This window comes from Vibrio harveyi NBRC 15634 = ATCC 14126 = KCTC 12724 (assembly GCF_001591145.1).
GTDB classification, from domain to species: Bacteria; Pseudomonadota; Gammaproteobacteria; order Enterobacterales; family Vibrionaceae; genus Vibrio; species Vibrio harveyi.
Genome location: NZ_BCUF01000002.1, coordinates 184,168 through 202,450, shown reverse-complemented (window position 1 = coordinate 202,450; position 18,283 = coordinate 184,168). Strand labels below are relative to the sequence as shown.

The following is an 18,283-nucleotide window of genomic DNA, read 5'->3' as shown; positions in this document are numbered from 1 at the left end:
TGAAATCAGTTGGCGCTTTTCTTATTACTCTTTGTAGGTTAGCTCCCTTTAGAACCAAGTTTCCATTTGCAGTGCAAACAGAACTTCACCACCATCACCCATCGTTGCAGCGCCCGCATCCTGGCTAATCGAGTAGCCATTCAAGTCTTCGCTCCAATCAACGTAGCTAACAGCAAAACGTAGCTCTGGACGGTCAAAGAAACCTGCTGCGGTAGACATCTTAAGCGTTGGTGCAATTGTCGCTTTGTAAAAACTGCCACTTGCTTTATCAATCGCATTGTCTAGGTCCATGTATTGGTATGAGCCTTCATAAACCATCTCAAAGTTTTGTGTAAACTCTTGCGCTAAGCGGATGTTGAACGATGCCCAAGTAAATTCATCATTTTTAGCAAAGCGATCTTGGCTGTGTTCTGCTAGCAACGCAGGTGCTACACGCCAGTTGTCGCCGATGCGTGTTACACCATAACTGAACAAGCGTACGGCTTTTGCGTCTTCTAGCAAATCACCGTTTGAACCAATGCCTTTAAGTTCTGCACCCAGTCCATCACCCACCAAAATACCAGTTTTAGAGAAGCCTTCACTCATGCCAAAGAAGTTATCGCCATGGTAAGCAAACATCGCATGTAAACCTTTGTCCGCAGCTCCTTCTACACGATCATTGTTATCAGCTGACGTCATGCCGCTCAGCATCAATTGCCAATTACCAAAGCGGTTGTTCATTGTCGCGATATAGTTTTCAACATCAGTTGACGAGCTATCAATCTCACCAAAATCACGACCATAGATCGAGAAGTTTGCTTTCCATGAATCGTTCATTTGGACGTCATACACGCCAGCACCAGTACCAGATAGGAAAACGATATCCGAGTCAAAGAAGTGAATGTCAAAGTTATCACGGTCAAATCGTTTACCTGCCCAAAACGTTGCGTCAGCAAACGCACTTGATTCAGAGAACATGCTCAACTTGTTTAGCTCAGCATATACCTGACGAACGTTTAATTGACTCTCACTCGCTGTCCATTCGTTATTGGTTTCCGTACTATCTGCCAACATGATTCGGAACAATGCGCTGGAACCATCATCTGCAAAGCGTTTGTGAATAAGGTTTGCTTCCACATAATGATCATCCTCAACCCCTAATCGTCCAATTGGCGCGCCAATAGCACCAGCTGCCGTCATGTAAGGACCAGTACCCACTGCACCATTCAGATCATCATTAATGAGCAGCCCGGAACGAGCGTAGCCATGAAACTCAAAGCTTGAGGCTTTCTCATTTGCTTCTGTGGATACTTTTTCTGTCTGTTCAAGTCTTTGTTCTAATTCATTAATTCGCTTTTCAAGAGCGTCAACATCTGTTGTTGCGAATGCAGGTACTGTAACCAGCCCAAGCGCTACTGCCATCGTCAAAGTGTGTAGTTTCATTTCCATAGTCTCACGTAAATTTATACTTAGGTTATTTGCAAACGTTCCCAAGTAAAATTGCAAACTTATGGTGACTTTAAATACCCATCTAAAGTCTGAATTTCAGAGCGCTCAGACTCAGAGCGTCTCTACCACTTGTATCAATGGGGCGATAATATACAAACTTTTCGGGAACGTTACCGAACAAAAATAATTTTGTTAGCTGTATCACGTCCAGGGGCATTATTTACATAAAAATCATTAACCAGCGCACATTCCATTGATTGAAGCTATATAAACGAAGAATTGGTATAGCGGTGACCAAGCAGAGATAAGAAGATCATCCCATGTTGTCCTCGCCTTCTTAGTAGATTAAATAGAGATGAGATGAGTTAAGAAAAAGCCAGATTCGACGCTCTGGCTTTGTTGTATTACCTTTTCAAGACCTTGAGTGCGGTTTGATGCTACGACCTGCGTGCTCCCTATTAATTCAGATCACTCCGTTCAGCGAGGACCTCCTTGAACGCAAACATTCCGTTTAATGCCGCAGGAAACCCTGCATAAACCGACATTTGCAGTAAGACTTCTTTTATCTCTTCTGCTGTACACCCAACATTCAATGCTGCATTTAAGTGTACTTTTAACTGCGGCTGACAGTGCCCCAATGCTGTTAATGCCGCAACCGTCGCGATTTCACGCGATTTGATATCCAGTGCAGGTCGCGAGTAAATATCTCCGAACGGGTATTCAATGGTGAACTTGGCTAAGTCCGGACAGATATCTTGCAGACTATCAATAACGTTATGCCCTGCCTCACCATCGATGTCTGAAAGCAGTTTTAATCCTTGATCAAAGCGTGACGATGACATGTTGATGCTCCTTTTGTATGAATCTAGGAACACTCTACAAGTTAGAGTTAACTCTAAGTCAACGAACTTTTCCTTGCTTATACAAATCTATTTTTGCTTCTAGCGCTGCAAGGTGTTGCTTCTGTAACTCTAGGTATTCAGTCAGTTTTTCTTGATGTTTCTCTAGTAATACCTGACGCTCTTCAATCGTGCTCTCGCCTACTTCACGTAAATCTGCGTACTTAAGGATCTCTTCAAGCGGCATCGCGGTGTCTTTCAAACGTTTGACGAACTCGATCCAAGACAAGTCTTTGGCGGTATACATCCTATGTCCACTGGGGGATCTTTGAATATTCTTCAATAAACCAATTTTTTCATAATATCTGAGTGTATGAGGCGACAGTTCAACACGCTTCGAAAACTCACTCATGTTCATGCTCATTTCCCTACTTAACTTGCTGTATACCCAATTAATCTCAAGGTGCTAGGTTCAGCAAGAATGACTTGGTTTGAAGGCGAGGCAACAATTTGAAGATCTAGTGGTTCTAAATCAAAAATCGTTAACGAAACATACGAACCAAGGCAACTCGCCCTTCAAAGCACCTGTGCTATAAAGGCACTCAAATTTTCAATAGCTTTAATCATATAGAAAGAAGCGATGATCCAACAAATTAGGTAGCCTAAACTCAACCTTCTTGATGAAAACGCCAAGTAACAAGACATTGAAAACCATACCGTAGGACTCGACATGGAACGTCAAAAGCATCGGCTATCAATTTGTTTGACCGCTAGCGTTACCGCACTGGTCTGTATTCTACTTCTACCGCTATCGGACAACATAAAGCTGTTTTCAATCTTAACCGTAGAGAGCGTCATTGCGTTCAGCTACTACCGGAAGCAAAGCGTTTCAAAACCAAAAGAATAGTTTGGCTTTTACGGCTTATACCATTGCGATCCACACAAAAAAGGCGCTGTATATACAGCGCCTTAACTCTTTATGCGATCTTATCCGCTACGGTTTAAACCGTTGGGATAGATGCACGCCATGCTTGGTTTTGGCTATCAGCAATTGAGCGGAACAGTTCACGCAACTCTTTTAGCAACCCTTCTTGGAAGCCGACGTTTTCGTCTGCTTTCTGTTTAGATGCTTGTGCGCGTGTCGCTAGAACTTCGTCTTCTTTACTACGAGCCTGAGCTTTGGTTTGCTCTACGTTTGACGCAGAGTTTGCCATTTGAGTCAGAGCTTGAATGACTGAGTTCGTCGCTTGGTTGTTGCCCATTTGCTTATCAAACTTACGTCCGTAAGCCGTGGTATCCGCTTTGATATGATCCATATCGGTACGAATCATATTTGCTTCGCGGTGCATTTCCCCACGTTTTGCTTTCGCGCCTTCAAAACCTTTGGTGTTTTTGATCTCAGCCATTTTGGCATCTAAGTTTGCTTGTTGCCCCTTAAATGCTTTGTTACCAGCGGCTTCTTGTTTGATCTTCTTACCTGCTTTCATTGAGCCAACTGCGCCCATGATTGCGGTAACACCCGCCATAACACCAGAGATAACCGCCATTGCGATCATCGCTTTGGCTGAGTTGTTAAGCTCTTGTGCTTGGCTCTTAAGGCTTGCTACGTTTGCTTCAACAGCAATTTCACGTTGCAGTACTTGCTGCTCACGGCTTAGCTTAGACACTTGATAAAGCAGCGTAAGCAGAGACAGTGATTGTGAAATCGCGTCCGATGGAGATTTAATGACCTGCTCACCGTTTAGGGCTTTTTCTGTTGTCTGCATTAGCAGATTCACAGTTGGCGCCAATGCGCTCATCAGCTTTTCAACTACTCGAGCTTGATCGCCGATTGCAGGTGCTTTTGGACCATCCAATTGGTAATGTTTAGGACCTGATACTGCTGCCTCGCTGTTACCACGGATTGCCGCAGCTTCCGTTTTTGTCTCAGGCGCTTTTTCAGCCTTAGTGGTTTTACCTTGCTCGCCCAAACCGTAAAGATCTGCACGTCCAGTATTGCCAATTTTATCTAACATAAACGCTCCTTAAACCGTCGCTGGACGGCTCATCACCGCTTGCATCGTTTCGCCTTTCGCCTGAATCATCTGCATTATGACACTCATTAGCTCTTGGAAATCTTCCATCAGCTTAGCGATCTCTTCTTTAAGCTTGTCGATAACCGCTTGGCTAAGGGTCATCTTCGCTCGCAAGTCAGTGATATCCGATTGGATATTAGTAACTTTCGCGTTCTTAGAAGCATGAACCGCATCAGTGGTCCCCTTACCAACATTGACAGCAAGGTCGACGGTTTCTGCACCAAAACGGATTGCTTTCGCAGTCGTAGTCGCAGCTTTAGAGCCCATATCTGCGATCTTCGCCATGTTCGCTGCTGCTTTGGTCGCAATATCAGTGACTTTCTGTGCAATCTTACCTGCACTCTTCGCCGCCAATTTCGCGATACCACCTGCAGCGGCGCCGCCAAAGGTGACGATTGCCCCGATAACTGCTACGGCAATCTCTAGAGCCATCACGACCTTGTTGAGAGCATCGACATTAATACCAGCCTCTTTCATCGCGTCTTGTACAGCTGGCTCTTGTAGAACCATGCTAACCGCGCCCATCACGCCGCCGGCAATCATTAATGCGCCTGCTGCCGCACCAACACCAGTAGCCACCATGATGGCACCAACGACAATAGAGACAACAGCACTGATCCAACCGAAGATCTTAGAGGCTAAGCCTGACTTCTGAGCTTCTTTTGCCGCAGCTTCAGACTCTTTGATCTTCTCTTGGTTTTCTGCCATTTCTTGCTCGTGCTTCGCTTTCGCTACTTTCACTTCCTGAATTTTAAGCTCGTTTTGAGCACTCTTCAGTTTGTCTGTGATTGCAGCCAGCTCTACTTCAAAATCATCCGCAGAACCTGCGATGATTCTCACTGCTAGCGAGCCCGTATTGTCGGCAACCGCATGCAAAACCTTGGCAATCGAGTCTACGATTTTTTGTAGCTGAGCCATGGCTTTCAGCGTAAGTTCATTAACCTTATCGCTTACTGCGGCATTAGGTGCATCAAGCTGAACTTTAACTTTACCAGTGTTCAATGCTTCAGCATCTTTACCTTTTACGTTTTCAACGGTTACAGAAGGTGACGCATGAGATGCGGTCTTCGTTACCTTGTCTAACATAGTTTGGCCAGAATCAGGTGTGTATACCTGACTCTGAGTGCGGTCAAGTGCAATAGAATTCATATTCTAGTTACTCCTTTTGTTTCTCACCGCTTCTAACATGATGTCTGCTCGTTGATGCAAGTCTGCATACTCTGATTTCCCGGCAGACATCTCCTTCGCGCTGTAAAACCCACTCTCTGCTTCTGTCAATTGCTCAAGCTTAAGGTGACATTCTGCAGAGTGGAAAGGTGGGCGTGGATCATTAATATCCACAAGCGCAGCGTAGCTGTAGGCATCAATCGCCTGCAGGTACTCACCCAGTTCCTGACGAGCGGCTCCCAAACCAATGAAAAAGCGCGCTTGGTAATGATCAAGCATGCTAAGTAGTTGGAAAACCTTAGCGGCTTGCTCTACCTTGCCTGATTGGAAAAAGTTGTATCCAACCGCATAAATGTGCTCGATAGTATCTGCCGATACGTCGTGCAGCATTTTTAACGTACCCCCATCCTCTAGAAAAGAAAGTAGTTCCTCTGCTTGCATTTGAGATGGGTCAGTTGCCGCGTTTTGTGTAGTCATGGTTGTTTATCCTTAAATCGCTCGTAGGATTTCTTGTAAAATACTGTGGTACTTCTGAACAAACTTGTTCATAGCTTCAACGGTAGAGTTGTATTGAGAACTGGTGTCGTTCAGCTCAGTGGTTTTGATTTGCACTTCATCGTTAAGCAACTTGGATTTATCACTGACAGAACTAGAGAAATCAGACAATTTTTTGGATTTCTCGCCATTTTGATAATTCTCATTTTTTGCATCAATACCTTCATATCTCAAAAACATACGGTGTGTGACCTTTAGTACGTCTTCGGGTGAAGGCTGAATTCCACCAGATGGATGTCGAAATTCTGGCTTGATGTATTTCTCGACATTCTCTTTAGTAAAAATGAATCGAACATCTGTTCCATTTCGACTCTCGATGACACTAGACAAGTTAACCTTGTCTCTGTTTATCGCGTCAAAATCGATATAATCTTGATAGATATTCGCTCTCTTACCTGGTCCAGGTTGCCCCCAGCCTTTGTCACTTCGAAAAACTTCACTTAGATGTTTAAACTCAGGTGACTTATGAAATTCTTCTGGAGTACTGTAGTTAAAACTGGTGTGGTTAAATTTATAACTTTCAGGGTTGTAACCTTCACCATAAGTACCGCTTCCACTTTGCTTGATATGTATCTGAGACTGTACTTCACCAAAGATTTTTAGCCTTGCTGTATAAGACTGAAGTTCCTCTTTTTGCTGATCTCGTTTTTCAAGTCGGTTAACGCGACGCTCGTTTAAGGCAAACAGCACACGCTCATCAAAGCGATCACCAATGCTGGATTCAATCACAGACAGTAAATCGCGAGCAGTCAGAGAGTGTTCCGCTTTAACATCAGCGTGCTCTTTCCCGTCAGCTCCTGTGGTTATCTTCTTTTCTTCTTCTGAGATTTTGCTCAAGCGCGTATTTAACTTGCTAAGGTTCTCCATCATTTTTTGATGACGCGTAATGAAATCAGTACCAATGTCTTTTCTGGCAACAATCTTCTCAAATAGCAGGTTTATGTCTCGTGCAGTATTTTGTTTGATTAGATCAACCTGATCTTGCGTCGCTTGGTATTTCTGTACCTTATGGAGGTTACCGTAAAACGTATCGACTTGCTTGTTCACAAGGCTTACCGCAATGCTAGAAAACAAACTCGAAAGTGTTATCGCATTTGGGGAGTTCTTGAGGTTTGCTACCACGGCATTAAGCACGTTTTGCAGTTGACCAACCTGTCCTGCCCCGTATTCGTTTTCGTACTGACCTTTCACTTGTTTTGCTAGGTCATTTAATGCACCGGTAAGCTCTTGCTTGGACATACCTGGAATCCAAGCAATCTTATCTGCCAAAGCCTTAGCATCACTGTTACTTAACGTGATGCCTACGCTGTCCAAAGAAGTAACCAGTTGAGCTGTAACCGCTGCACTGAAGCTTTCTTGCGTTAGCAAGTAGTTCGAGTTCTTGAGCCCGTTGATATCTACCGAGCCTAGATTACGAAAGGCATTGCGCAAAAATGAAATCGCACTATCACGGACTTCGCTAGAGCTCATTTGCTGCGCAAGAGCGTCTACAAATTTGCTGATCTCTGCTGTCGCGGCTGTAAGCGCGCTCGCATCTAGGGCTGCAATTTGCTGCGCTTGGGTGCTTTGGCTGCCTAAACGAAACTCATTGATAAAATCTGTTGGAAGCGAGCTGTCGACCGTATCTTTTAATTGCTTATCGAACCAAGACTGGAATTGATGCGCGAGCGTGTTGTTTACGCCAGTCACTACGTCTTGAGGCGCAATCTGACCATTCACCGCTTGGTGTTGCAGTGACTGCATCCAATGCGCAGCAGTCTCAGCGGCAGCAGTCCCCGTAAAGGCGGCTTGCTTTTCTAGCAGCGTGCGTAATGAATCTGCATACAGGTCCAAACTTTCTTGTTCGGTACGCCCAACTACCATTGGTAATTGGCGAATCAAAGACTCTAATTGAGCTGCATCGGAATCGCCTAGAATTGGAGAAAGGGTCTCTACCAAACGCTGCTGGAAAGAGGCTTGAGAGTCACGATTCGTTGCTGTATTTAGAACTCCAGATACAGAGTTCATGGTTGTCATATCCGTCATTTAGAAACCTCTAGATCACCATGCCACGCATCATTGTTGGTCGCTTGCGCCTAGAGCCTTTGGTACTCGTGGCTTGCACTTGATGCTGTTGTTGTCTGCGGCGTTGTACTTCTTCAAGCAGTTCATGCTCTGCTTGTTTCATCAATTGGGGCGAAGCATTTAACCCATCGAGCAGAATATTTCCTGCTACTGGACCAACGCCTAATCCTTCAAGTAATTCATTGAAGACATCAGTTCTATCTTCCGCATTACGGATAGCAAGTTCTGATTTTTCAATGGTTTCGGTAAAGGGTTGCTTCATCTTGATACCTATCTTAAAGCGAAGCATCTCTTGGATGCTGTCAGTAACAGTCGAGAGTTTTTACTTTTTTCTCTTTTTAAGTGGGCGGTAATCACTGAGGCGCAAGAAGTACCAATCTTCTTGTTCATCGTGGCTCGCCCCACAGGCTTTTAAATAGAACTGCGCTAACCTTTGGCTACTCATATTGCTGCCTCGCAATACGTCAACGTTGCCGCGAATGCTCCAATCGGGTGGGTACAATCGGATCGCGTGTTCTGCGAGCAAAAACAGAGCAGAGAAAGGATTGCTCAAACCTTGATTAGGGCTGATTCTTCGCAGCAGTACGATGATGATTTCACCTTCTTCCACTCGGAATACCAGTTCCATACCGTCGCACTCGTATCGTTGCCCGAGCAAGATGGTGCTTTTCTGCCAAAAGTAAGGCGTCACTTCGATTCCTGACGCCATTAAAGACTGAGCGAGTTCACACGCCATTACATTCCTACCCTTCCCAGCGGTTGAATATTGATTTGCTGAGTCAGTTCTTGGAACGACAACACTGGCAGTTCGTAGTATTCAGATTCAATCAATTTACGTACGTAACGACGCACATCCATCGACACCACCAGCACAGGTTTATTTGGCATGCGACTCAAATCACCGATGGTTTGCTTAACGTCGCTGACAAACTGTTGAGTCACAGAAGGGTCAAGCGCTAAGTAGCTACCCGCTGAAGTCTGGCGAATACCGTTACGGATCGTATCTTCCAAGCTCTGATCCAACAGATACGCAGGCAGCATGTTTTGACCGCTGGCATACTTGTAACAGATGTAGCGTTTCAAGCTGGAACGGATGTATTCCGTCAGTTGAACCACGTCTTTCTCTTTTTGTCCCCACTCAACCATTGCCTCTAAGATCACACGTAAGTTACGAATAGAAATATCTTCAGAAACGAGGCGTTGCAGGATTTCCGTCATCTTTTGTAAAGGCACAATACGTTGCGCTTCTTTCACTAATTCGGAGTAGCTGCCTTCCATTTGTTCAAGCAAGTAACGGGTCTCTTGAATACCGATAAAGTCTTGCGCGTACTCTTTCAGTACGTGAGACAGGTGGTAAGTCAGAATGCGGTCGGGAGTCAAAAAGCCCACATGGCTGTTTTGCAATTTTTCTCGGTGACTGTGGTCAACCCAAATACTCGCGATGCCCGGCAGAAAGTCGTCATCGCTTTCGTAAGGCACACCCAGTAAATCTATCTGCTCATTGCCCTCTGTCACCAACAATTTTTCGCTTTCAATTCGACCGCGAGCAACCGGTACTTCTTGCAATTGAATCAGGTATTCACCGTTGCTCATCCCTTCATTAAATCGCAAGTGGATGCCCGGGAATGGCACACCTAGATCGAGGTACAGCGCGCGTCTGACTCGTGCGAGTTCATCATTTAATGCCACAGCTTCTAGGCTCTCTTGTAAGCGAGAATCCAAGTCGATGAGCAGCGGTACTGTCATCGCAAACTCTTCTTGCTCGCCCAATTTACCTTTGCTGTTGCGAGAAGGGGTTGGTTTATTCGGTTTGGCAGCTGGCGAGCCCGCCCCTTGGGCGACAAAACTAGGTAGGTCAGAACTGTCAGATTCGCTTTGCTTTCTCTGTTGATAGAACAAGAAGAAACCACCACCGCCTACAACAACGGCAAGCACAAGGAAAGTGATTTTCGGGAAGCCTGGAATGAGTGCAAACAGCACCAATAGGACACCACCAATCAATAAAGCTCTTGGTTGCGCGGTAACCTGACCACCGATATCTGAACCTAGGTCAGAGGAATCTTCATTTGAAACACGTGTAACGATAATACCGGCCGTAATAGCGATAAACAGCGCCGGAATCTGCGATACCAGGCCATCACCGACGGTCAAAATAGCAAACAGTTCAAGCGCTTCAGACGCTGACATGCCCTTTTGAGTCACACCAATGGTCACACCACCCAGAATGTTCACCACGATGATCACCAGACCGGCAATGGAGTCCCCTTTTACGAACTTCATTGCACCGTCCATCGAACCGTACATTTGACTTTCTTTTTCAATCAATGAACGACGATGACGTGCCTCATGAACGTCGATCACTCCAGCACGCATATCGCCGTCGATACTCATCTGCTTACCCGGCATCGCATCAAGGGAGAATCGAGCACTGACTTCCGCAACCCTTTCAGAACCTTTGGTGATCACCATAAACTGAACGATGGTGATGATCAGGAACACCACGATACCCACGACCAAGTTACCGCCAACTACGAAGTTACCGAAGGTATAAACGATCTGACCGGCGTCGCCTTGCAGAAGGATAAGTCGCGTTGTCGTAATAGAAAGTGACAAGCGAAACAGCGTTGTAATCAAAAGAACCGCCGGGAATGCAGAGAATTCCAGCGGTGAGGTAATGTAGATAGCAAGCATCAAAAGGACGACCGCTATACTCATGTTGGTACCGATTAGTACATCCACCAATGCCGTCGGTAAAGGCAAAATCATCATAAAGACGATCGCCAATAGCATCACGGCGAGCATGATGTCTTTGCGTTGTCCAACTTTGTTTAGAATATCGATCAACTTATTCATTTGATTCACTATTTAGAGATTTCAGATAACGTCGATGAGCACGGCGTGCCCCCTCAACATCATTTTGTTTCCAGCGCGCTTGGCTGAGACAAAACCATAAGCCCGCTTTATTTGAGTTGTTTGCTTCCAATAAGCTTTCGCACAGCTCGATTGAACGTGTGTAACGACCAGAATTCAGGCATGCCACCGCCAGTGTTTGGCGAGCTTCTTGATGATCTGGTTCGATTTCTAACAACGCATCCAGCAACGTGATCGCCTGTTCGGGCTTTTGATATTGAACTTGGAGTGCAGCGTGGATAAGCAATAGCTCCACATCTTTTGTTTGCAACATGGGGCTTAAACCTGAATCAGTAGATTCAACGCCATGGTGAGATAACGTTGGTCTAATTGCGTGTTTTGCAGCGTTTCCACCGCTTGGGAAAGCGCATGGGAACCGTTTTGCTGTGCCAATTCCTGGAGTCGCTGCTGAGTCGTATCAAACTGCTGACGATACTTGTCTGGGCGAAGTAGTTCTGAATGGGCAAGCTTTGGCTTGGCGAGCGACATCAAGTACTGCTCAGATGGGCGAAGCTCATACAGTTTCTCTAAGTGCGTCGCGATGGCTTGACCATCAGGCAGCAGTTGAAAACGCTGTGGGAAATCGTTTTCAACTTGCTCAAGAGAGACATGAGTAAAGCCTTCAATACCAACGTTTAACGTACTAATTCTACTCATGAATTCGCCACATCATTGTGTAAGCGAACCAAGAGCGCGAATGCTTGTTCGATGGTTGGCAATGTCACTTCATCACCTTCAATTTGCGCAGAGAAAACCAGCGTCTGTTCATCGAGCAATCCGGTTTTAATGGTAAATGGCCAACCTTGCCCTGCATGGCAAAAGCTCAGTGCCTTCTTGATCGGCTCATTAGATTGATGCCACGGCAGCGCTTTCGCCAACATAAGAAACAAACAGTCCTGATGCTTCTCAAGGTGCAAAGTACCGCTCTGTTCAAAGCTCAACTGAACACGTCCTGCTGACGAGAAATCTACAGCGTCAAGCCCCATTCCTCGGCAAAAATCATCCACTGACGCATCAATCCAATTCATCGTCCCACATTTCCTCTTCTTCTAAATCAATCGCTTCATCAAGCGCTTTTTGCACGGCTTGTATTAGGTTTTGTCGCTGTTCTTCATCGTTAAACACATCAATTGGGATATGCCGAACCAGTTTATGCAGCTCTCTGAAAAAGCTAATTTTTCGCTCGGTGGATTCCAATTCCATGGCATTCGCTAAGTTCCAGATCTCTTCACTGCCCACCCAGCGCTGCTCAACCAAAGCAATGACATCTGACATCAAATCAGTAACTTGATAAGCCATGGCTTGCCTGCTGAGGTTTAAACATCTGATAGAGATTGCCAACTTGGTCTTGAAGGGTGTTCAGCGTTTTAAGCTTTTGCATATCTGACATCAAAAGCTGCAACTTTACTGAGTCGATATTGCTGCCTTGAACGCTTAAGTCAGCACTCATGCCTTGCAACATAAAGTCGACCGCCGTAGACACCTCTTTTTCACCAAAGCGCTCAACCACATCCTTGTATGCTGAGCCTAAACCTTGGTAGCTATGTACGGTGTCGCGATAGAAACCGCGCAGTTGATGCAAACTGCTGAAGCCTTGTTCTTGGCTGTATTCGTCCGCAAAACTGGATACGCGAATTTCAGTATCAATTTGAGACCACGAATCTGGGTTTTGCTCAAAGTTCAGAAGGGCTTGGTCGATCAGCGCCAGTAGGTTCTTACTTTCTGGGTTAGCGCCAAGAAACTTTTTGACCGCTTTTAATGCAAGGTACTGGTGGCTTTTCTCTTCAGAAAAACCATTAAGGTACGCTTGTAACTGGGCAATTGTTGATAAGTTGCCACTTGCCATTTTGGCAGCAAGGTCTTTGATCTTTTGGTTCTTCTCAAGATCAGGCACTTTTCTTAGGTAATCAGAAACCAACTCGTGGGCTTCATTAACGCGAATACCGCCATCTTTCACTTTGCGTTTGGTCAGATCTTTTTCCGCTTTTTCTGAGCCTAATGACGTCAGCTCTTCCATCGCGTCAAACAGTGATTGAGTAGCATTGTGTACACGGACAGTTTCGCCTCGATAGTTGCCACCAATTGACTCCCCAGAACGTGAAGACTCAAGACCGCTTCGAATTGGCGTGTCAAACTTGTTACCCGTTGTAATTTGATTATTGATAATACTCATTCACTTGCACTCCTTTCGTACAATATGAGCGAATTATAAGAATTGCATTTGCAACGGGCTGTCAAAATCAGACGTGTTTTTTTAGGGCGTTTTAAGTTTTCTAAAAACTCCCGACCAATAGTCACTATAAATACTGCACCATCCTTTTTATTCTCTCAGCATCAGTTATTGCGCATGTTTTCCTAAATTGAACGACTTCTCATACATCACCGAAACCCAACAATCTGCAATCAAACAGACACGTTTGATCCAAATCCGCGGTCGAGTTACTCAAGTTACCGGCACCATCATCAAAGCCGTGGTGCCAGGTGTACGTGTCGGTGAACTTTGTGAGTTGCGTAACCCGGATCAAACCTTGTCGCTGCTAGCGGAAGTGGTTGGCTTTCAACAACATCACGCGTTACTCACCCCACTTGGCAACATGTTTGGTATTTCCTCCAATACCGAAGTAAGCCCGCTTGGGAAGACGCACGAAGTGGGTGTTGGCGATCACCTGTTAGGGAAAATTCTGGATGGTCTGGGTCGACCGTTTGATGGCACCCAAAGCAAAGAGCCGAGTGCTTGGTATCCGGTTTACAGAGACGCGCCGCCGCCGATGCAGAGAAAACTGATCGAGAAACCTATTTCCATGGGGGTTCGTTCGATAGACGGATTGCTCACCTGTGGCGAAGGGCAAAGGATGGGTATTTTTGCGGCAGCGGGCGGTGGTAAAAGTACCCTACTCGCGAAACTTATTCGCTCTGCCGATGTTGATGTAACGGTCCTCGCCCTTATCGGTGAGAGGGGGCGTGAGGTAAGAGAATTTATCGAGCACGACCTTGGTGAAGAGGGCATGGCAAGGTCAGTATTGGTTGTTGCGACCTCCGACAGACCAGCAATGGAACGTGCCAAAGCAGCGTTTGTCGCGACCTCTATCGCGGAGTACTTCCGAGACCAAGGTAAACGTGTCTTGCTGCTTATGGATTCAGTAACGCGCTTTGCCCGAGCTCAGCGTGAGATTGGGTTGGCCGCTGGTGAACCACCAACACGACGAGGCTATCCGCCTTCTGTTTTCGCTGCACTACCAAAACTGATGGAACGTGCGGGTCAATCAGACAAAGGGTCCATTACCGCGCTGTATACCGTGCTTGTAGAAGGTGACGATATGACAGAGCCAGTTGCCGATGAGACCCGTTCGATACTGGATGGTCACATCATTCTTTCTCGCAAACTGGCAGCGATGAACCACTACCCAGCAATTGATGTACTTCGCTCCGCGAGCCGTGTGATGAACCAAATCGTGGACAAAACTCATCAAGCGTCGGCAGCTCATATGCGTGAAATGTTGGCAAAATATGAAGAAGTGGAACTGCTGATCAAAATTGGTGAATACCAACATGGTGCTGACAGCCGCGCGGATATGGCGATTGCACAAGGTGATGATATCCGAGCATTTTTGCGCCAAGGCACACACGAACCAAGTGAACTCGACGAAACCGTGACTCAGTTACGAGGACTGGCGGGCTTATGATCGAGCAGTTACTAGAGATAAAAAAGATTCGAGCTGATCGAGCAGACAGTGCCGTTCAGCAGCAAGAGTATCGAGTCAATAGTGCGCTTTCTTTATTGCGAAAAGCCGAGCAGTCCGTGGTCGATTATCACCAATGGCGAAAAGAGGAAGAAGAGCGACGGTTTGCCAAAGCGAAGCAGAAAACGGTGGTACTAAAAGAGCTTGAAATATTACGCCAAGAAATCGCGCTATTAAGGGAGAGAGAAGCAGATTTAAAACAACGTGCCGCAGAGGCAAAAAAAGCATTAGAACAAGAAAACCAACGGCTTAAAGAAAGAAAACAAGAAGCCCTTGCCGCTCATAAAACAAAAGAAAAATTCATTCAGCTAAACGAACAAGAAATTGCTGAACAAATGCGTCAAGTGCAGTACCAAGAAGAGCTCGAACAGGAAGAGTTTCGTAGCGTCGTTGTTTCATAGAAGGTAAAGATGCGAGTCAAACACGATCACCCAAACACAACAGAATTCTCACAACAAGGTCAACAGAGTCCAGCAAGCAACATCTCTGAAGAACTTGAGTCTCGCTTTAACAACGCTCTTAAGCCAATGCCGTCAGAAGCGGAGCATGGTCAAGAGACGACTCGTTTGTACAAAGCGGCATTGAGTTTAGATAAGTTTGAGCCCCTGAAGCCTAAAGCTCAGCTTGACCATCTTCAGCAAGAAAGAGCCAAAGACCAAGCTTCTTCTGAAAAAACGGACAAAGCTGGCAGCACAAACGGTGCTGACAGTTCAGACAGTGCGAAACATGCTGCTAAAGCCAATCTTTCTCCGTTAGAAAAAGACTCTACGCTAGGCACAAATCATCAAGCTTCAAAAGACGCTTCGAACAGTGATGTTGTAGAACAGCCAAAGACCGCGACAGAAGCGGAATCAGATATCACAAAACCCGTTAAGCCTAACTCGTTAGTCGAGCAAGCGATTGGCGATAAAGAACGCATAAAGCATGAGAACAGCTTGCACAAAACGGGGATAACGGAGCGCCCAAGCAAGGACAAATCTCCTGTCGAAAACAACGATAAAGACGCGGCTCAATCTCTATCTGAAAAAGCACCTCTGAGTAATATGGCAGGTAAACATGCACAGCAGCAAGAGGAAATCATTGTGAAAAACCAATCCATCGGTTCCTCAGCAACAAAAGAAAAAACGACTCGTGATAACCAAGCTGATTCAGCAGGTTCAACCGCATCTCTTGATGGTCTGTATCACGATCCTAAAGCCATTATTGGCGGTTTCCAAAAAGACTTGAATAGTCAACCAACGCCAATCCAGCTTGATGGCAAAGCTGCTACCGCCGTGCAAAACGTATTAAATGGTCAGCGACAGAAGCCAGATACGACAACAAAAGAAGCAGGCACTTTAAGTAACGCGCAAACTAATGCAGAAGCGAAAGCTGCGTTGTCAGCGTTTGAAGAGAAGCTAAAACACTCGAAGCACATTGATTTACATCATTCGACGCCTGAAGCCGACACCAAACTGTTCTCGGCGTCGAATATAAGCCAGTCGACCACCCAAGGTGATGTGATCCTCAAGAGTATGGAGGCACAAGCACCACAAAGTTCGGCAAGAGATGTGAACGAGCTGATCAGCAAGTTGGTTGACAAGATCTATGTGTCTTTGCCAAGTGCGAACGAGAAGGAAGTCCGACTGCTTCTCAATGAAGGTCAGTTAAAAGGTGGCGAGATCTCGATTAAACATGACAGTTCTGGTTACAGCGTCCTGATCAAGCAAGAACATGCCCTGTCACTGATCAATCAAAACGCTAAACAAGAATTGGTTGAGCGCTTGCAACGCTTGGGTATCGACCAACCAATTCGAATCTCGGTCAGCGAACAAATGAACCAACAACAAGATCAACAACGCTCGCGACAACAACGCAGTATTTATGATGAATGGAAACCTGAGGACGAACGATGATACTTGATTTTCCCAAGGTCGACGCATCGAGCATCGCACTAAGCAACCAACTGTGTGCGAAGCAATGTCACTTTCAAGATAGCCAGAGCAACAGCCTGTCGGTCACGCTTGGACAAAAGCCTGAATTTTCGGGCTACCGTTTAACGCTACTCATTGGCGGACAAACGATTCAAATCGATTTTTGTGGTTCGCAGCTACAACAGTGGCTACATGGCATGCTTGACTCAACGGCATTTGAATCGCTGCCAAACTCATTGCAAATGGCGTTACTCAGCAGCCAGATTGAGCCCTACACCGATGTCATTAAGCGTCTGTTTGGGCAACTGCCAGTGTTGAGTAAATTGCAAGCTCATGAACAGCAAGCTCAGCAAGAGAATGTGTTGATGCTTACCATCAACCGTGATGACGCCTCTCTTAGCCTATGGGTAAATGAAGGTCGAGATGTGCTGATTGACGCCTTGCCACAAGCACCGTCTTACCTAAGCCAAAACATTGCACTGCCGTTCTGGCTGAGCTTTGGCAAAACACGTTTAGCACTCGGTCAATTTGAACAATTGGAACTGGGCGATGTGGTGTTCTTCGATGATTGCTACATCGCACAACATCAAGTGCTCTTTCAGGTATCCAATCAAAACCTTTGGCGATGCCAACTCGACGAAACCACACTCCATATCCTAGAAAAAGAAACCAATATGAACGATATCAATAGCTCTGAAGCACTTACCGACCACCAGCAACTGCCAATTGAACTCACGTTTGATGTTGGTCAGCAGACCATTACTTTAGAACAACTTAACGCTCTGCAACCTGGTTTTACCTTTGAACTTAACCAACCAATTTCTAACCCAGTGACAATGCGAGCAAATGGCAAAATCATTGGTGAGTGCGAATTGGTGAACATCAATGAACGTCTAGGTGTGCGTGTACTCGAACTGTTTGGCGGTAGTCAGGAGCCAGCATGATCCAGTTACCTGATGAACTGAACCTCATCGTCACACTCGCCCTACTTGCTTTGATTCCTTTCATTGCAATGATGGCGACTTCTTTCGTTAAGCTGGCGGTGGTGTTTTCCCTATTGCGAAACGCACTGGGTGTACAACAAATACCACCTAACATGGCGCTCTATGGATTAGCGATCATTCTGTCGATCTTCATCATGGCACCAGTGGGTTTTGAAACCTATGACTACGTGACGCAGCATGAAATATCCCTAGAAGATTCCGAGAGTATCGAAGGACTGATTGAGAGCGGATTGCAACCGTATCGTGAGTTTTTGAAGAAGCACATTCGTGAAACCGAATCGGTGTTTTTTACCGATGCGGCAAGAACATTGTGGCCACAAAAGTACGTCGATCGTTTGGAATCAGACAGCTTATTGTTGTTGCTCCCCGCCTTTACGGTAAGCGAGTTGACTAGGGCGTTTGAGATTGGTTTCTTGTTGTACCTACCTTTCATCGCAATCGACCTGATCGTGTCCAACATCCTATTGGCAATGGGTATGATGATGGTATCGCCGATGACGATCTCGCTACCGTTCAAACTGCTGCTGTTTGTATTGCTAGACGGTTGGACCAAGCTGACTCATGGCTTAGTGCTCAGTTACGGATAGT

General features: G+C 45.8%; 21 protein-coding genes. 6 read left to right on the top strand and 15 right to left on the bottom strand.

From position 1 onward, the window contains the following. Positions 1 to 48: 48 nt before the first annotated feature. The 3 genes from VHA02S_RS02030 to VHA02S_RS02020 all read right to left on the bottom strand — a co-directional run bounded on the left by VHA02S_RS02030 (position 49) and on the right by VHA02S_RS02020 (position 2,685). Positions 49 to 1,422: a carbohydrate porin gene (locus tag VHA02S_RS02030; protein ID WP_038898133.1), complete on the bottom strand. Its 1,374-nt coding sequence runs from the start codon at positions 1,420 to 1,422 to the stop codon at positions 49 to 51. Between the two features lie 464 nt (positions 1,423 to 1,886). Next, positions 1,887 to 2,270, bottom strand: coding sequence for a carboxymuconolactone decarboxylase family protein (locus tag VHA02S_RS02025; protein ID WP_009698247.1), 384 nt, complete (start codon positions 2,268 to 2,270; stop codon positions 1,887 to 1,889). A gap of 58 nt (positions 2,271 to 2,328) precedes the next feature. After that, positions 2,329 to 2,685, bottom strand: a complete 357-nt coding sequence (locus VHA02S_RS02020; protein WP_038898134.1) for a MerR family transcriptional regulator — start codon at positions 2,683 to 2,685, stop codon at positions 2,329 to 2,331. A 312-nt stretch (positions 2,686 to 2,997) separates the two neighbouring features. Here VHA02S_RS02020 and VHA02S_RS26090 point away from each other — a divergent pair, with 312 nt between their 5' ends. Next, positions 2,998 to 3,174, top strand: a complete 177-nt coding sequence (locus VHA02S_RS26090; protein ID WP_169786526.1) for a hypothetical protein — start codon at positions 2,998 to 3,000, stop codon at positions 3,172 to 3,174. Between the two features lie 94 nt (positions 3,175 to 3,268). On the opposite strand, the gene vopD is transcribed toward VHA02S_RS26090, so the two are convergent. Genes vopD through sctW form a run of 12 tightly spaced genes read right to left on the bottom strand, consistent with a single transcriptional unit; the run spans position 3,269 to position 13,211 of the window. Next, positions 3,269 to 4,282 (bottom strand): type III secretion system translocon subunit VopD, encoded by a 1,014-nt coding sequence (gene vopD / locus VHA02S_RS02015; protein WP_038898135.1) that lies wholly within the window; start codon positions 4,280 to 4,282, stop codon positions 3,269 to 3,271. A gap of 9 nt (positions 4,283 to 4,291) precedes the next feature. Further along, positions 4,292 to 5,491 (bottom strand): type III secretion system translocon subunit VopB, encoded by a 1,200-nt coding sequence (gene vopB / locus VHA02S_RS02010; protein ID WP_038898136.1) that lies wholly within the window; start codon positions 5,489 to 5,491, stop codon positions 4,292 to 4,294. 3 nt (positions 5,492 to 5,494) lie between these two features. Then, positions 5,495 to 5,986: a SycD/LcrH family type III secretion system chaperone VcrH gene (vcrH, locus tag VHA02S_RS02005; protein ID WP_005450229.1), complete on the bottom strand. Its 492-nt coding sequence runs from the start codon at positions 5,984 to 5,986 to the stop codon at positions 5,495 to 5,497. A gap of 12 nt (positions 5,987 to 5,998) precedes the next feature. Beyond that, complete coding sequence (locus VHA02S_RS02000) at positions 5,999 to 8,089, bottom strand: virulence-associated V antigen (protein WP_038898137.1); 2,091 nt, start codon at positions 8,087 to 8,089, stop codon at positions 5,999 to 6,001. Between the two features lie 10 nt (positions 8,090 to 8,099). Continuing rightward, positions 8,100 to 8,390, bottom strand: coding sequence for an LcrG family type III secretion system chaperone (locus tag VHA02S_RS01995; RefSeq protein WP_005441819.1), 291 nt, complete (start codon positions 8,388 to 8,390; stop codon positions 8,100 to 8,102). 60 nt (positions 8,391 to 8,450) lie between these two features. Then, on the bottom strand, positions 8,451 to 8,864 hold the full coding sequence (locus VHA02S_RS01990; protein WP_038898138.1) for an LcrR family type III secretion system chaperone: 414 nt from the start codon (positions 8,862 to 8,864) through the stop codon (positions 8,451 to 8,453). Further along, the gene (gene vcrD / locus VHA02S_RS01985; protein ID WP_102949572.1) at positions 8,864 to 10,990 is read right to left on the bottom strand and encodes a SctV family type III secretion system export apparatus subunit VcrD; all 2,127 of its coding nucleotides are present in this window, start codon (positions 10,988 to 10,990) and stop codon (positions 8,864 to 8,866) included. The genes VHA02S_RS01990 and vcrD overlap by 1 nt, the downstream gene beginning before the upstream one ends. Further along, a complete protein-coding gene (gene vscY / locus VHA02S_RS01980) occupies positions 10,974 to 11,312 on the bottom strand; it encodes a type III secretion system chaperone VscY (RefSeq protein WP_009698254.1) in 339 nt (112 codons plus the stop codon). The genes vcrD and vscY overlap by 17 nt, the downstream gene beginning before the upstream one ends. Positions 11,313 to 11,317: 5 nt before the next feature. Continuing rightward, positions 11,318 to 11,695: a type III secretion system protein VscX gene (vscX, locus tag VHA02S_RS01975; protein ID WP_009701961.1), complete on the bottom strand. Its 378-nt coding sequence runs from the start codon at positions 11,693 to 11,695 to the stop codon at positions 11,318 to 11,320. Further along, positions 11,692 to 12,066, bottom strand: a complete 375-nt coding sequence (sycN, locus tag VHA02S_RS01970; RefSeq protein ID WP_005441809.1) for a type III secretion chaperone SycN — start codon at positions 12,064 to 12,066, stop codon at positions 11,692 to 11,694. The genes vscX and sycN overlap by 4 nt, the downstream gene beginning before the upstream one ends. Continuing rightward, positions 12,053 to 12,337: a TyeA family type III secretion system gatekeeper subunit gene (locus VHA02S_RS01965; RefSeq protein WP_005441806.1), complete on the bottom strand. Its 285-nt coding sequence runs from the start codon at positions 12,335 to 12,337 to the stop codon at positions 12,053 to 12,055. The genes sycN and VHA02S_RS01965 overlap by 14 nt, the downstream gene beginning before the upstream one ends. After that, a complete protein-coding gene (gene sctW, locus VHA02S_RS01960; protein ID WP_005441804.1) occupies positions 12,318 to 13,211 on the bottom strand; it encodes a type III secretion system gatekeeper subunit SctW in 894 nt (297 codons plus the stop codon). The genes VHA02S_RS01965 and sctW overlap by 20 nt, the downstream gene beginning before the upstream one ends. Before the next feature lie 187 nt (positions 13,212 to 13,398). On the opposite strand from sctW, the gene vscN reads away from it, so the two are divergent. From vscN to vscR, 5 genes are read left to right on the top strand one after another with little or no spacing between them, the layout of a single operon-like run. Then, on the top strand, positions 13,399 to 14,721 hold the full coding sequence (gene vscN, locus VHA02S_RS01955) for a SctN family type III secretion system ATPase VscN (RefSeq protein ID WP_038898140.1): 1,323 nt from the start codon (positions 13,399 to 13,401) through the stop codon (positions 14,719 to 14,721). After that, positions 14,718 to 15,179 (top strand): type III secretion protein, encoded by a 462-nt coding sequence (locus VHA02S_RS01950; RefSeq protein ID WP_005441793.1) that lies wholly within the window; start codon positions 14,718 to 14,720, stop codon positions 15,177 to 15,179. The genes vscN and VHA02S_RS01950 overlap by 4 nt, the downstream gene beginning before the upstream one ends. 9 nt (positions 15,180 to 15,188) lie before the next feature. Beyond that, positions 15,189 to 16,673, top strand: coding sequence for a type III secretion system needle length determinant (locus tag VHA02S_RS01945; RefSeq protein ID WP_038898141.1), 1,485 nt, complete (start codon positions 15,189 to 15,191; stop codon positions 16,671 to 16,673). Continuing rightward, positions 16,670 to 17,635 carry a type III secretion system cytoplasmic ring protein SctQ gene (gene sctQ, locus VHA02S_RS01940; RefSeq protein WP_038898143.1) on the top strand — a complete coding sequence of 322 codons (966 nt, stop codon included), beginning with the start codon at positions 16,670 to 16,672 and terminating at the stop codon, positions 17,633 to 17,635. Before VHA02S_RS01945 ends, sctQ begins: the two co-directional genes overlap by 4 nt. Further along, positions 17,632 to 18,282 carry a SctR family type III secretion system export apparatus subunit VscR gene (gene vscR / locus VHA02S_RS01935; RefSeq protein WP_005426130.1) on the top strand — a complete coding sequence of 217 codons (651 nt, stop codon included), beginning with the start codon at positions 17,632 to 17,634 and terminating at the stop codon, positions 18,280 to 18,282. The genes sctQ and vscR overlap by 4 nt, the downstream gene beginning before the upstream one ends. Position 18,283 lies beyond the last annotated feature (1 nt).